Origin of the sequence: Pseudomonas saponiphila, assembly GCF_900105185.1 — a bacterium.
Lineage (GTDB): Bacteria > Pseudomonadota > Gammaproteobacteria > Pseudomonadales > Pseudomonadaceae > Aquipseudomonas > Aquipseudomonas saponiphila.
The window spans coordinates 453,876-471,406 of sequence record NZ_FNTJ01000002.1 but is presented as its reverse complement, the minus strand read 5'-3'; the positions used below and the strand labels follow the sequence as shown (position 1 = coordinate 471,406).

Annotated in this window: 1 protein-coding gene; it reads left to right on the top strand. The window is 61.1% G+C overall.

The window, feature by feature from the left end; all coding sequences use genetic code 11:
• Nucleotides 1–313: 313 nt before the first annotated feature.
• Nucleotides 314–17,476 carry a LapA family giant adhesin gene (locus tag BLV47_RS24040; RefSeq protein WP_092318359.1) on the top strand — a complete coding sequence of 5,721 codons (17,163 nt, stop codon included), beginning with the start codon at nucleotides 314–316 and terminating at the stop codon, nucleotides 17,474–17,476.
• Nucleotides 17,477–17,531: the final 55 nt, after the last annotated feature.

Genomic DNA, 17,531 nt, shown 5'->3' with positions numbered 1-17,531 from the left:
GCCACATTGATTGATTACAACCATTAACGACCGCCCGTCGGAAAGTTCAAACTAAGAACTGGTTCACATACTTCAAGTCAGGTTACTGCACGAATATCAATGTGACATTAATTCAGCGATTGTTTAGGATGGCACCCATAAGGTCAATAGTTTGGCATAAAGTTAATCTCGAAAAAAACTAGCCAATATATTGACAGCTATACTGTCAAATACCCGTTTTCAATTACACAGCAATGTACCTCCTGACTGAGTTGCGGCCCGAGCCCAAGCCGGTACATGGAAGTCGATTAAGCGGTACATCGGAGAGTCCCCAATGAGCAGTGTTGTTGCCATCGTCAAAAGCATTGTCGGTCAGGTTTTCGTAGTTTCCCCGGAAGGAATCCGGCGCGTACTCATCGAAGGCGACCGCCTGTTCGTGGGTGACCAGGTCGATACCGGCCCGGCCGGTGCGGTCACCCTGGAATTGACCGACGGGCGCACACTCGATCTTGGTCGTGACACTCAGTGGAGCGGCGCCGCGCCGGATTCCGGCACCGACCTGGCACAGGCCAGCGCGCAAGCTGCCCCTTCGGTGGCAGAGTTGCAGCAGGCGATCGCCGCCGGTGCCGACCCGACCACCGATATGGAAGCCACCGCAGCCGGCCCGACCGCTGCCGGCACCGGAGGCGCCGCGGGCGGTGGCCACAGCTTCGTCCAGTTGGAAGAAACCGCAGGCCGGGTAGACCCGACCATCGGCTTCCCGACGGCCGGCTTGGGTCAAGCCACCTCGGCCGTGGACAACAACCTTGGTGGACTGACCAACAACGGCCTGGCCACCACCAACGGCAACGGCAGTGATTCGCTGCGCCCGGCAACCCTGACCCTGGGCGCCACTCCGACCATTACCGAGGCCGGTGGTGTGCTGGTGTACACCGCCACCCTGACCCAGGCTCCGCTGACCGACCTGACCGTCACCCTGTCCAATGGCGCGGTCATCGTGATCAGCGCAGGCCAGACCACTGGCAGCGTGCAAGTCCCTCTGGCGCCCCAGGACAACGTCTACATCGACCCTGGCCAGATCAGTGTGAGCGTAACCGGCACCACCGGCGGCAGCGGCCTGGTGGTCACGGTAGATCCCACTCCGGCGGTGACTCAGATCACCGACACCATCGACACCACCACCGTCACCCTGACCGCCGATGCCAGCGTCTCCGAAGGCGGACAGATCACCTACACCGCCAACCTGACCAATCCGGCACAGACGCCTGTGACCATCACCCTGTCCAACGGCGCGGTGATCACCATTGAAGCGGGCAAGTCCAGCGGCTCGGTCGACGTAGCGGCTCCGGCCAATGACGTCTACAAGAACGGCAGCATCATCGAGGTCGGCATAACCAAAGCCGAAGGCGGCAACTTCGAGAACCTGCAGCCGAGCGCCGACAAAGCGGTCACCACGGTCACCGACACGATCGACGACACCGGCCTGAGCCTGTCGGCCACCGGCACCGTGGCCGAGGGCGGCTCCATCGTCTATACCGCGACCTTGACCAACCCGGCCGGTACGCCGTTGACCGTCACCCTGTCCAATGGCGCGGTGATCACCATCGCCGCCGGCGCCACATCCGGCACTGCCACCGTGGCCGCACCGGCGGATGACGTCTACAAGGATGCGGGCAAGGTTGAAGTCACCATCACCAAGACAGAGGGTGGCAACTTCGAGAACCTGGTTACCAATCCAGCTCCTGCTGTGACTGACGTCACCGACACTATCGACACGTCGACTGTCAGCCTGACGGCGACTCCAAGCGTCGCTGAGGGCGGCATCGTCGTTTACACCGCTTCGGTATCCGCACCTGTGACCGGTTCGCCAGTTGTGGTGACCTTGTCCAACGGCCAGACCATCACCATTCCGGTTGGTGAATCCTCCGGCACTGTGAACTTCACCGCGCCAAACGATGCACTGGCAGGCGGCAGCTCTCTGAGCACCACCATCACCAAGGCTGACGGTGGTAATTACGAGAAGCTGGAGATCAATGACAAACCAGCTGAAACCTCGGTTACCGATACGCCGGACACCACGACGCTGAGCGTAACCGCTACCGATACCGTGGCTGAGGGCGGCTCGATTGTTTACACCGCGACCTTGACCAATGCTGCTGGCACCCCCGTCACCGTGACCTTGAGCAACGGTGCAGTCATCACCATTGAGGCCGGTAAGACCACAGGATCCGTTACCGTTGCTGCGCCTGCTGATGACGTCTACAAGGACGCCGGCAAGGTTGAAGTCACCATCACCAAAGCCGATGGTGGCAACTTCGAAAACCTGGTCACCAACCCAGCGCCAGCGGTCACCGATGTGACTGACACTATCGATACTTCGACTGTCAGCCTGACCGCTACGCCAAGCGTCGCTGAAGGCGGCATCGTGGTGTACACCGCTTCGGTGTCTGCACCTGTCACCGGTTCCCCGGTCGTAGTGACCCTGTCCAACGGCCAGACCATCACCATTCCAGTCGGCGAGTCCTCCGGCACCGTGAACTTCACCGCGCCTAACGATGCCCTAGCTGGCGGTAGCTCCTTGAGCACCACCATCACCAAGGCTGACGGTGGTAATTACGAGAAGCTGGAGATCAACGACAAGCCGGCTGAAACCAGCGTTACCGATACGCCGGACACCACGACGCTGAGCGTAACGGCCACCGATACAGTGGCTGAGGGCGGGTCCATCGTTTACACCGCCACGCTGACCAATGCTGCCGGCACACCAGTGACCGTGACCCTCTCCAACGGTGCGGTAATCACCATCGCAGCGGGCGCCACTTCCGGTACCGCTACCGTCGCGGCCCCAGCCGATGACGTCTATAAAGATGCAGGCAAGGTTGAAGTCACCATCACCAAAGCGGACGGTGGCAACTTCGAGAACCTGGTTACCAACCCAGCTCCTGCTGTGACTGACGTCACCGACACTATCGATACCAGCACCGTTTCGTTGACCGCCACGCCGAGCGTGGCCGAAGGCGGTATTGTCGTTTACACCGCTTCGGTCACCGCTCCGGTGACCGGTTCGCCGGTTGTGGTGACCCTGTCCAATGGCCAGACCATCACTATTCCGGTTGGCGAATCGTCCGGCAGCGTGAACTTCACCGCACCGAACGATGCCCTAGCTGGCGGTAGCTCCTTGAGCACCACCATCACCAAGGCTGACGGTGGTAATTACGAGAAGCTGGAGATCAACGACAAGCCGGCTGAAACCAGCGTTACCGATACGCCGGACACCACGACGCTGAGCGTAACGGCCACCGATACAGTGGCTGAGGGCGGGTCCATCGTTTACACCGCCACGCTGACCAATGCTGCCGGCACACCAGTGACCGTGACCCTCTCCAACGGTGCGGTAATCACCATCGCAGCGGGCGCCACTTCCGGTACCGCTACCGTCGCGGCCCCAGCCGATGACGTCTATAAAGATGCAGGCAAGGTTGAAGTCACCATCACCAAAGCGGACGGTGGCAACTTCGAGAACCTGGTTACCAACCCAGCTCCTGCTGTGACTGACGTCACCGACACTATCGATACCAGCACCGTTTCGTTGACCGCGACTCCAAGCGTCGCTGAAGGCGGCATCGTCGTTTACACCGCTTCGGTATCTGCACCTGTGACCGGTTCGCCAGTTGTGGTGACCTTGTCCAACGGTCAAACCATCACCATCCCGGTTGGCGAATCGTCCGGCAGCGTGAACTTCACCGCGCCAAATGACGCCCTGGCAGGCGGCAGCTCCTTGAGCACCACCATTACCAAAGCTGACGGCGGCAACTACGAGAAGCTGGAGATCAACGACAAGCCGGCTGAAACCTCGGTTACCGATACACCAGACACCACCACCCTCAGCGTGACCGCTACCGATACTGTGGCCGAGGGCGGCTCGATTGTTTACACCGCGACCTTGACCAATGCTGCTGGCACCCCCGTCACCGTGACCTTGAGCAACGGTGCGGTGATCACCATCGCAGCAGGTGCCACCTCCGGCACCACCACCGTCGCGGCCCCAGCCGATGACGTCTATAAAGACGCCGGTAAGGTTGAAGTCACTATCACCAAGGCTGACGGTGGCAACTTCGAGAACCTGGTTACCAACCCAGCTCCTGCTGTGACTGACGTCACCGACACTATCGATACTTCGACTGTCAGCCTGACGGCGACTCCAAGCGTCGCTGAGGGCGGCATCGTCGTTTACACCGCTTCGGTGTCTGCACCAGTCACTGGTTCGCCAGTCGTAGTAACCCTGTCCAACGGCCAGACCATCACCATTCCGGTTGGTGAATCCTCCGGCACTGTGAACTTCACCGCGCCAAACGATGCCCTGGCTGGCGGTAGCTCCTTGAGCACCACCATCACCAAGGCTGACGGTGGTAATTACGAGAAACTGGAGATCAACGACAAGCCGGCTGAAACCTCGGTTACCGATACACCAGACACCACCACCCTCAGCGTGACCGCTACCGATACTGTGGCTGAGGGCGGCTCGATTGTTTACACCGCGACCTTGACCAATGCTGCCGGTACTCCCGTCACCGTGATCCTGTCCAACGGTGCAGTTATCACCATTGAGGCCGGTAAGACCACAGGTTCCGTTACCGTTGCTGCACCTGCTGATGACGTCTACAAGGACGCCGGCAAGGTTGAAGTCACCATCACCAAAGCGGACGGTGGCAACTTCGAGAACCTGGTTACCAATCCAGCTCCTGCTGTGACTGACGTCACCGACACTATCGATACCAGCACCGTTTCGTTGACCGCCACGCCGAGCGTGGCCGAAGGCGGTATTGTCGTTTACACCGCTTCGGTCACCGCTCCGGTGACCGGTTCGCCGGTTGTGGTGACCCTGTCCAATGGCCAGACCATCACTATTCCGGTTGGCGAATCGTCCGGCAGCGTGAACTTCACCGCACCGAACGATGCCCTGGCTGGCGGTAGCTCCCTGAGCACCACCATCACCAAAGCCGACGGCGGTAACTACGAGAAGCTGGAGATCAGCGACAAGCCCGCTGAAACCAGCGTTACCGATACTCCGGATACAACCACACTGAGCCTCTCGGCCACCGACTCCGTGGCTGAAGGCGGCTCCATTGTCTATACCGCGACACTGAGTAATGCGGCAGGTACGCCGGTCACCGTGACCTTGAGCAATGGCGCGGTAATCACCATTGCCGCTGGCGCCACCTCTGGCTCCACCACCGTGGCTGCACCGGCCGATGACGTCTATAAAGACGCTGGCAAAGTCGAAACCACCATCACCAAAGCGGACGGTGGCAACTTCGAGAACCTGGTTACCAATCCAGCGCCAGCTGTGACTGATGTCACTGACACTATCGATACCAGCACCGTTTCCCTGACAGCCACGCCGAGCGTCGCCGAGGGCGGCATCGTCGTGTACACCGCGTCTGTGTCTGCACCAGTGACCGGTTCGCCAGTTGTGGTGACCTTGTCCAATGGCCAGACCATTACTATTCCGGTTGGTGAAAGCCATGGTTCGGTGAACTTCACTGCACCCAATGATGCTCTGGCAGGCGGCAGCTCCCTGAGCACCACCATCACCAAAGCTGATGGCGGTAATTACGAGAAGCTGGAGATCAATGACAAGCCAGCTGAAACCTCGGTTACTGATACACCAGACACCACCACGCTGAGCCTTTCGGCTACCGATTCCGTGGCCGAAGGTGGCTCCATCGTCTACACCGCAACCCTGACCAACGCTGCCGGCACACCAGTGACCGTCACCCTGTCCAACGGTGCAGTCATCACCATTGAGGCCGGTAAGACCACAGGTTCCGTCACTGTTGCTGCACCTGCCGATGACGTCTACAAGGACGCTGGCAAAGTTGAAGCGACCATCACCAAGGCTGAAGGCGGCAACTTCGAAAATCTGGAAACCAATCCAGCTCCTGCGGTTACCGATGTCACTGACACTATCGACACATCGACTGTCAGCCTGACCGCTACGCCAAGCGTGGCCGAAGGCGGCATCGTCGTTTACACAGCGTCGGTTTCGGCACCAGTGACCGGTTCGCCGGTCGTAGTAACCCTGTCCAACGGCCAGACCATCACCATTCCAGTCGGCGAGTCCTCCGGCACCGTGAACTTCACCGCGCCTAACGACGCCCTGGCTGGCGGTAGCTCCTTGAGCACCACCATCACCAAGGCTGACGGTGGTAATTACGAGAAGCTGGAGATCAACGACAAGCCGGCTGAAACCTCGGTTACCGATACACCAGACACCACAACGCTGAGCCTCACCGCCACCGATTCCGTGGCCGAGGGTGGCTCCATCGTCTACACCGCCACCCTGACCAACGCTGCTGGCACTCCGGTCACCGTGACATTGAGCAACGGTGCAGTAATCACCATTGCCGCCGGTGCCACTTCCGGCACGACCACCGTCGCCGCACCTGCCGACGATGTGTACAAGGATGCCGGCAAAGTCGAAGCCACCATCACTAAGGCCGAAGGCGGCAACTTCGAGAACCTGGTCACCAACCCAGCGCCTGCGGTCACCGATGTGACTGACACTATTGATACGTCGACTGTCAGCCTGACCGCCACACCGAGCGTCGCTGAAGGCGGCATCGTGGTGTACACCGCGTCGGTTTCTGCCCCTGTGACTGGTTCACCGGTCGTAGTGACCTTGTCCAACGGCCAGACCATCACCATTCCGGTTGGCGAATCGTCCGGCAGCGTGAACTTCACCGCGCCAAACGACGCCCTGGCAGGCGGCAGCTCCTTGAGCACCACCATCACCAAGGCTGACGGCGGTAATTACGAGAAGCTGGAGATCAACGACAAGCCAGCCGAGACCTCGGTTACCGATACACCAGACACCACCACTCTGAGCCTGAGCGCTACTGACTCGGTAGCAGAAGGCGGGTCCATCGTTTACACCGCAACCCTGACCAACGCTGCCGGCACGCCGGTCACCGTGACCCTGAGCAACGGTGCGGTGATCACCATTGAAGCAGGCAAGACCACTGGCACCGTCACCGTCGCGGCACCCGCCGATGACGTGTACAAGGACGCCGGCAAAGTAGAAGCCACTATCACCAAGGCTGACGGTGGCAACTTCGAGAACCTGGTTACCAACCCTGCTCCAGCCGTGACCGACGTCACCGACACCATCGATACTTCCACCGTGTCGCTGACAGCCACGCCTTCGGCAGCCGAAGGTGGCAACGTCACTTACACCGCAACCGTGACCGCTCCGGTGACCGGCTCGCCGGTCGTGGTGACCCTGGCCAATGGTGAAAAAATCACCATCCCGGTCGGTGAAACCACCGGCTCGGTGAGCATCAGCGCACCGAACGATGTGCTGGTTGGCCACACTCCGTTGACCAACTCCATCACCGATGTCAGCGGCGGCAACTACGAGAACCTGGTGGCGGATAAATCGCCAGTCAGCACCACCGTGACCGACACCGTCGACACTACCAATCTGTCCCTGGCGGCTACACCTTCGGTAGCGGAAGGCGGTTCAATCGTTTACACCGCGACCCTCACTAACGCCGCTGGTACACCGGTGACCGTAACGCTGAGCAACGGCGCGGTGATCACCATCGCCGCCGGGGCAACCAGTGGCACCGTGACTGTCGCCGCGCCAGCAGATGACGTGTACAAGGACGCCGGCAAGGTTGAAGCCACCATCACCAAGGCAGAGGGTGGCAACTTCGAAAACCTGGTGCCAAGCACCACTCCGGCCGTCACTGACGTTACCGACACCATCGACACCAGTACCGTTTCGTTGACAGCCACGCCGAGCGTCGCTGAAGGCGGCATCGTGGTGTACACCGCGTCGGTTTCTGCCCCTGTGACTGGTTCACCGGTTGTAGTGACCCTGTCCAACGGCCAGACCATCACCATCCCCGTTGGCGAAAGCCACGGTTCGGTGAATTTCACCGCACCTAACGATGCACTGGCTGGCGGTAGCTCCCTGAGCACCACCATCACCAAAGCGGACGGCGGTAACTACGAGAAGCTGGAGATCAACGACAAGCCGGCTGAAACCAGCGTTACTGATACACCAGACACCACAACGCTGAGCCTCACCGCCACCGATACCGTGGCAGAGGGCGGGTCGATTGTTTACACCGCCACCCTGAGCAACGCTGCTGGTACTCCCGTCACCGTGACCCTGAGCAACGGTGCAGTCATCACCATCGCTGCCGGCGCCACTTCGGGCACTGCTACCGTCGCTGCACCGGCCGATGACGTCTATAAAGACGCCGGTAAGGTTGAAGTCACCATCACCAAGGCTGATGGCGGCAACTTCGAGCACCTGGAGACTAATCCGACTCCAGCCGTGACTGACGTCACTGACACTATCGATACTTCGACTGTCAGCCTGACCGCTACGCCGAGCGTCGCGGAAGGCGGCATTGTCGTTTACACCGCTTCGGTGTCCGCGCCAGTGACCGGGTCGCCGGTCGTAGTAACCCTGTCCAACGGCCAGACCATCACCATTCCAGTTGGTGAATCCTCCGGCACTGTGAACTTCACCGCGCCAAACGACGCCCTGGCTGGCGGTAGCTCCCTGAGCACCACCATCACCAAAGCGGACGGCGGTAACTACGAGAAGCTGGAGATCAACGACAAGCCGGCTGAAACCTCGGTTACCGATACACCAGACACCACCACTCTGAGCTTGAGCGCTACCGACTCGGTGGCCGAAGGTGGTTCGATTGTCTACACCGCCACCCTGAGCAACGCTGCTGGTACTCCGGTTACCGTGACCCTGAGCAACGGCGCCGTGATTACCATCGCTGCCGGTGCTACTTCGGGCACCGCTACCGTCGCAGCCCCAGCCGATGACGTTTATAAAGACGCCGGCAAAGTCGAAGCCACCATCACCAAGGCTGAAGGCGGTAACTTCGAGAAGCTGGTACCAAGCACCACGCCAGCCGTGACTGATGTCACCGATACCATCGACACCAGCACCGTATCGCTCAAGGCCACGCCTTCGGCGGCCGAAGGTGGCAATGTCACCTATACCGCGACTGTCACTGCTCCGGTCACCGGTTCTCCGGTAGTCGTGACCCTGGCCAATGGCGAAAAAATCACCATTCCAGTTGGCGAAACCACCGGCTCGGTGAGCATCAGCGCACCGAACGATGTACTGGTCGGCCACACTCCGCTGACCAACTCCATCACCAATGTCAGCGGTGGCAACTACGAGAACCTGGTCGCCGACAAGACCCCGGTCAGCACTACCGTGACCGATACCGTCGACACCACCAACCTCAGCCTCAGTGCCACACCTTCGGTAGCTGAAGGCGGTTCGATCATCTACACCGCCACTCTGAGCAATGCCGCAGGTACTCCGGTCACCGTGACCCTGAGCAACGGCGCGGTGATTACTATCGCTGCCGGTGCCACTTCGGGCACCGCGACCGTCGCAGCCCCAGCCGATGACGTTTATAAAGACGCCGGCAAAGTAGAAGCCACCATCACCAAGGCCGAAGGCGGCAACTTCGAGAAGCTGGTACCAAGCACCACACCGGCCATCACGGACGTCACGGATACCATCGATACCTCCACCGTGTCGCTGAAAGCCACGCCTTCGGCGGCCGAAGGTGGCAACGTCACCTACACCGCAACCGTGACCGCTCCGGTGACCGGCTCGCCGGTCGTGGTAACCCTGGCCAATGGTGAAAAAATCACCATTCCAGTTGGCGAAACCACCGGTTCGGTGAGCATCACTGCGCCGAACGATGTGCTGGTCGGTCACACCCCACTGACCAACTCCATCACTAATGTCAGCGGCGGCAACTACGAGAACCTGGTCGCCGACAAGACCCCAGTCAGTACCACCGTGACCGACACCGTCGACACCACCAATTTGTCCCTGAGTGCTACACCGTCGGTGGCAGAAGGCGGTTCGATCGTCTACACCGCCACCCTGACCAACGCTGCTGGTACTCCGGTTACCGTGACCCTGAGCAACGGCGCAGTCATTACCATCGCTGCCGGCGCTACCTCTGGCACCGCCACCGTCGCGGCTCCAGCTGATGACGTCTATAAAGATGCGGGCAAAGTAGAAGCCACCATCACCAAGGCCGAAGGCGGTAACTTCGAGAAGCTGGTACCAAGCACCACACCGGCTGTGACTGATGTCACCGACACCATCGACACCAGCACCGTATCGCTGAAGGCCACGCCTTCGGCAGCTGAAGGTGGCAATGTCACCTACACCGCGACTGTCACCGCTCCGGTGACCGGCTCGCCGGTAGTCGTGACCCTGGCCAATGGCGAAAAAATCACCATTCCAGTTGGTGAAACAAGCGGTTCGGTGAGCATCAGCGCGCCGAACGATGTGCTGGTTGGCCACACTCCGTTGACCAACTCCATCACCAATGTCAGTGGCGGTAACTACGAGAATCTGGTCGCCGACAAGACCCCGGTCAGCACTACCGTGACCGACACCGTCGACACCACTAACCTCAGCCTCAGCGCTACGCCATCGGTGGCCGAGGGCGGTTCGATCATCTACACCGCCACCCTGACCAACGCTGCTGGTACTCCGGTTACCGTGACCCTGAGCAACGGCGCAGTCATTACCATCGCTGCCGGTGCTACTTCGGGCACCGCTACCGTCGCAGCCCCAGCCGATGACGTTTATAAAGACGCCGGCAAAGTCGAAGCCACCATCACAAAGGCTGAAGGCGGCAACTTCGAGAAGCTGGTACCAAGCACCACACCGGCTGTGACTGATGTCACCGACACCATCGACACCAGCACCGTATCGCTCAAGGCCACGCCTTCGGCGGCTGAAGGTGGCAACGTCACCTACACCGCAACCGTGACTGCTCCGGTCACCGGTTCTCCGGTAGTCGTGACCCTGGCCAATGGCGAAAAAATCACCATTCCAGTTGGTGAAACCACCGGTTCGGTGAGCATCAGCGCGCCGAACGATGTGCTGGTCGGCCACACTCCGCTGACCAACTCCATCACCAATGTCAGCGGTGGCAACTACGAGAACCTGGTCGCCGACAAAACCCCGGTCAGCACTACCGTGACCGATACAGTGGACACCACCAATCTGTCCCTGAGCGCTACCGGCACTGTCGCCGAAGGTGGCCAGATCACCTACACCGCGACCCTGACCAACGCTGCTGGTACACCCGTCACCGTAACCCTGAGCAACGGTGCGGTAATCACCATCGCCGCAGGGGCAACCAGCGGTACTGTGACCGTGGCCGCGCCAGCCGATGACGTGTACAAGGACGCCGGCAAGGTCGAGGCTTCCATCACCAAGGTTGATGGTGGCAACTTCGAGAAGCTGGTGCCTGACACTAGGCCAGTGGTCACCGACGTGACTGACACCATCGACAACTCCACCATTACGCTCAAGGCCACGCCAACGGCGGCCGAAGGCGGCACCGTGACTTATACAGCCACTGTCAGCGAGCCAGTGACCGGCTCGCCGGTCGTGGTGACCCTGGCCAATGGCGAAAAAATCACCATTCCAGTTGGTGAAACTACCGGCTCGGTAAGCATCACTGCGCCGAACGATGTACTGGTCGGCCACACTCCGCTGACCAATGCCATCAACACTGTCAGCGGCGGTAACTACGAGAACCTGGTCGCCGACAAGACCCCGGTCAGTACCACCGTGACCGACACCGTCGACACCACCAATCTGTCCCTGAGCGCTACTCCGTCGGTGGCAGAAGGCGGTTCCATCGTTTATACCGCGACCCTGACCAACGCCGCCGGCACCCCAGTCACCGTAACCCTGAGCAACGGCGCGGTAATCACCATCGCCGCTGGGGCAACCAGCGGTACTGTGACCGTGGCCGCACCAGCCGATGACGTGTACAAGGACGCCGGCAAGGTCGAAGCCACCATCACCAAGGCCGACGGCGGTAACTTCGAGAAGCTGGTACCAAGCACAACGCCGGCCGTCACCAATGTGACCGACACCATCGACAACTCCACCGTGTCGCTCAAGGCCACGCCTTCGGCGGCTGAAGGTGGCAACGTCACCTACACCGCAACCGTGACCGCTCCGGTGACCGGCTCGCCGGTCGTGGTAACCCTGGCCAATGGCGAGAAGATCACCATCCCGGTCGGCGAAACCACCGGCTCGGTGAGCATCACTGCGCCTAACGATGTACTGGTCGGCCACACTCCGCTGACCAACTCCATCACCAATGTCAGTGGCGGTAACTACGAGAACCTGGTCGCCGACAAGACCCCGGTCAGTACCACCGTGACCGACACCGTCGACACCACCAATCTGTCCCTGAGCGCTACTCCGTCGGTGGCAGAAGGCGGTTCCATCGTTTATACCGCGACCCTGACCAACGCCGCCGGCACCCCAGTCACCGTAACCCTGAGCAACGGCGCGGTAATCACCATCGCCGCTGGGGCAACCAGTGGCACCGTGACTGTCGCCGCGCCAGCAGATGACGTGTACAAGGACGCCGGCAAGGTCGAAGCCACCATCACCAAGGCCGACGGCGGTAACTTCGAGAAGCTGGTACCAAGCACAACGCCGGCCGTCACCAATGTGACCGACACCATCGACAACTCCACCGTGTCGCTCAAGGCCACGCCTTCGGCGGCTGAAGGTGGCAACGTCACCTACACCGCAACCGTGACCGCTCCGGTGACCGGCTCGCCGGTCGTGGTAACCCTGGCCAATGGCGAGAAGATCACCATCCCGGTCGGCGAAACCACCGGCTCGGTGAGCATCACTGCGCCGAACGATGTGCTGGTCGGCCACACTCCGCTGACCAACTCCATCACCAATGTCAGCGGTGGCAACTACGAAAATCTGGTCGCCGACAAGACCCCGGTCAGCACTACCGTGACCGATACCGTCGACACCACTAACCTGAGCCTCAGTGCCACACCGTCGGTAGCGGAAGGCGGTTCGATTGTTTACACCGCCACCCTGAGCAATGCCGCAGGTACTCCGGTCACCGTAACCCTGAGCAACGGTGCTGTAATCACCATTGCTGCTGGCGCTACCTCTGGCACTGCCACCGTGGCGGCACCGGCCGACGACGTCTACAAAGACGCCGGCAAAGTAGAAGCCACCATCACCAAGGCCGAAGGCGGCAACTTCGAGAAGCTGGTACCAAGCACCACACCGGCTGTGACTGATGTCACCGACACCATCGACACCAGCACCGTATCGCTGAAGGCCACGCCTTCGGCAGCTGAAGGTGGCAATGTCACTTACACCGCAACCGTGACCGCTCCGGTGACCGACTCGCCGGTCGTGGTAACCCTGGCCAATGGCGAAAAAATCACCATTCCAGTTGGCGAAACCACCGGTTCGGTGAGCATCAATGCGCCGAACGATGTACTGGTCGGTCACACTCCGCTGACCAACTCCATCACCAATGTCAGTGGCGGTAACTACGAGAATCTGGTCGCCGACAAGACCCCGGTCAGCACCACCGTGACCGATACCATCGACACCACCAGCGTCAGCCTCAGCGCCACCGGCACGGTGGCCGAAGGCGGCTCGATCATCTACACCGCCACCCTGACCAACGCCGCGGGTACGCCGGTCACCGTGACCCTGTCCAATGGTGCGGTGATCAACATCGCTGCCGGCAAAACCACTGGTACCGTCACCGTCGCGGCGCCGGCCGACGACGTCTACATCGACGCCGGCAAGGTCAATGCCTCGATCACCAGCGCCACCGGAGGCAACTTCGAGAAGCTGGTGCCGGACACCACCCCAGCGGTGACCAACGTCACCGACACCGTGGATACCACTTCGGTGGGCATCACCGGCAGCACCTCGGTCACCGAAGGCCAGACCGCCAGCTACACCGTGAGCCTGACCCACCCGGCCCAGACCGAAGTCACCCTGAAGATCAGCTACAGCGGCACCGCCACCGACGGCTCGGACTTCAGCGGCGTGTACACCGTGAAGATTCCGGCCGGCGCCAGCAGCGCCACCTTCAACGTAGCCACCATCGACGACAAGATCACCGAAGGCACGGAAAACTTCGTGGTCAAGATCGACTCGGCCACCGGAGGCAACTTCGAAAACCTGGTGGTGGGCAGCAACAACAGCGTCACCACCTCGATCATCGACAACGATGCTCCGCCGGTCATCGATCTGGACGCCAACAACTCCAGCGGCGCCACCGGGGCCGACTACAAGGTCACCTTCACCGAAGGCACCGCGGGCCCTGGCGTGTCGATCGCCGACACCGACCTGAGCATCACCGACCCGGACAGCACGATGCTCACCGGCGCGACCATCGTGCTGACCAACCGTCAGCCAGGGGACTCGCTGAACCTGGGCAACAGCGTCAACGGCATCAGCATCAATGCCAACAGCAAGGACGGTTCGATCACCCTGACCCTGTCGGGCAACGCGACGCTGGCCGACTACATGCAGCAGATCAAGAACATCACCTTCACCAACAACAGCCATGATCCGAGCACCACGCCACGGACCATCACCGTGACCGTGACCGACGGTGGCAACTACTCCAACGTCGCCACCACCACGGTCAACGTGGTGGCGGTCAACGACGCCCCAACCGCCACCGGCGGCGCCGTGACCGGCAGCGAAGACACCCCACTGGCCCTGACCTGGTCGAACTTCGGCGTCAGCGACGTCGACAGCCCGGCATCCAGCCTCGGGGTGAAGATCACCCAGCTACCAAGTGACGGCAAACTGCAGTACCTGGACGGTTCGACCTGGAAGGATGTGGCCAACAACCAGACCTTCAGCAAGGCCGATATCGATGCCGGCAAACTGCGCTTCACCCCGGACGCCAACGAATCCGGCACCAACGGCTACGGCGGCAGTGGCGTGGGCAACCAGCAGGCCGATTACGCCCAGATCAAGTTCCAGCCAACCGATGGCCAGGCCCTCGGCAGCACCGGTACGGTCACGGTCGACATCACCCCAGTGGCCGATGCGCCGACCCTGAGCGTGGCCGGCAACAACGTGAACTCGGTGGGCCTGCTCAAGGAAGTCTGGACCGGCCTCAGCGGCCTGGGCACCGACGGCAGCGGCGCGTCCGCCAGCACCCTGAAATCGGTGATCGACGCCGCCGGTACGCCAAACAGCAGCAGCCTGGCGACCAACGTCCAGTCCGACGGCAACATCACTCCGGGTACTGCATCGAAGACCTCCGGCCTGATCTACCTGGAAGCCGGCAAGTCCTACACCTTCTCCGGCACCGGCGACGACAGCCTGCTGGTGACCATCGGCGGCAAGAACGTGGCCAGCACCACCTGGGGCGCGGGCGGTAAGCTCAACGGGACCTTCACCCCGACCACCAGTGGCTACTACACCATCGATATCTACCACCACAACCAGAGCGGCCCGGGCAACTACGACGTCAACCTGTCGGTCAACGGCGGGGCCCCGGTGGACCTGAGCAACGCTGGCGTGCCGCTGTACACCGGCGTCACTGACCTGACCAACGCTGGAGTCTCGGTGTCCGAGCTGCACGGCACCAACGGCGAGGGTTACTACGACGGCTACAAGCTCAACGAAGGCGGCGAAGGCGGCAGCGTGCACCTGTCGAAGATCAGCACCGGGCTGACCGATACCGACGGTTCGGAAACCCTGAGCGTGAAGATCAGCGGCATTCCTGCAGGCTCCGTGCTCAGCGATGGTGCCGGGCATACCTTCACCGCCACCGCGAGCTCCGGCGAAGCCAACGTCACCGGCTGGAACCTGGGCAACCTGATGGTCACGCCGCCGCCTTACTACAACGGCTCGTTCAACCTCAACGTGACCTCGACCTCCACCGAGTCCCTGGGTGGTTCTGCCAGCTCCACGGCGCAGATCCCGGTCAAGGTCTACCCGGCCACCTACAACGCCGTGGTCGCCACCTCCGGCGACGATACCGTTACCGGCACCGACGGCAACGACATCGTGGTCGCGGACATCGGCGGCCTGACCGTGGTCCCGGGCACCAACTACAACATCGCCTTCATGGTGGACAGCTCGGGCAGTATGAGCAGTGCCTCGATCACCGCGGCCAAGAACTCCCTGACCTCGGTGTTCAATACCCTGAAGAACAGCATCGGCAGCGCCGGCTCGGGCACCGTGAACATCTTCCTGGCCGACTTCGATACCCAGGTCAACAAGTCGGTATCGGTGAACCTCAACGATCCGAATGCCCTGGCCCAGCTCAAGGCGGTGCTCGATTCGATGGTTTCCGGTGGCGGCACCAACTATGAAGACGTGTTCAAGGCCACGGCCAACTTCTTCCAGAGCAGCCAGGCCACCGGCAACACCAATGCCACCAACCTGACGTACTTCATCACCGACGGTAAGCCGACCTACTACCAGACTGGCGAGCAGACCAACCCGACGCTTTACGGCAACGTGCGCCTCGACGATGTGGTGACCACCAGCAACTACAAGCTGGGGGACACCTTCAGCACCTACATCGACAACACCCATGCCCTGAGCGTGAACGCCAACGGTACGGTGGTACTGCAGACCTACAGCAGCAACTGGTGGGGCAGCGGCTGGAACAGCACGACCCTGGGCACCCTGCACGCCCAGGGAGACGGTACCTATGAGCTGTCGAGCCTGGCGGGTAACGGCAACAGCACCAACTCGGCCACCACCAGCAACTCCAATGACGGCTTCGTACTGCTGAGCAAACTGTCCCAGGTGGAAGCCATCGGCCTGAACAGCGATGTCAGCCTCAACGACCTGAAGCCTTACGACAGCGACGGCAAGCCGCAGACCAACATCGACCCGAACGACCTGGCCAACTCGATCATCGGCCACACCGAAGCCACCATGCCCGGCGCCGACACCGTCAGTGGCGGCAACGGCAACGACATCCTGTTCGGCGACCTGGTGAGCTTCAACGGCATCGCCGGCGAGGGCTACCAGGCCATGCAGGCCTATGTGGCCAAGCAGACCGGGGTCGATGTCAGCCAAGTCAGCACCAGCAACGTGCACCAGTACATCACCGAGCACTACACCGAGTTCGATGTGTCCGGCAGCCACGACGGCAACGACACCCTGCTGGGTGGCGATGGCAATGACATCCTCTTCGGCCAGGGCGGCAACGACTTGCTGGACGGCGGCCGGGGCAATGACATCCTGCTGGGCGGCACCGGCAACGACACACTGATCGGCGGCAAGGGCAATGACATCCTGATTGGCGGTTCGGGTGCCGATACCTTCGTCTGGAAGGCCGGCGATACCGGTAACGATGTGATCAAGGACTTCAAGGCCAGCGAAGGTGACCGCATCGACCTGCGGGATCTGCTGCAGGGCGAGAGCGCCAGCACCATCGACAACTTCCTCAAGATCACCACCGTGGACGGGGTCTCGACCCTGCAGGTCAGCTCCGAAGGCAAGCTCAACGCGGCCGGAGGCCTGGCCAACGCCGACGTGACGATCAAGCTGGAAGGCAACAACTGGTCCAACGCCAACATCAATTCGTTGATCGCCGGTAGCGACCCGACCATCAAGATCGATCACAACAACAGCTGATGGGCTCCCGGCAGCCACCCCTTGCGGGTGGTTGCCGGCTGCTGGCAGACAACCT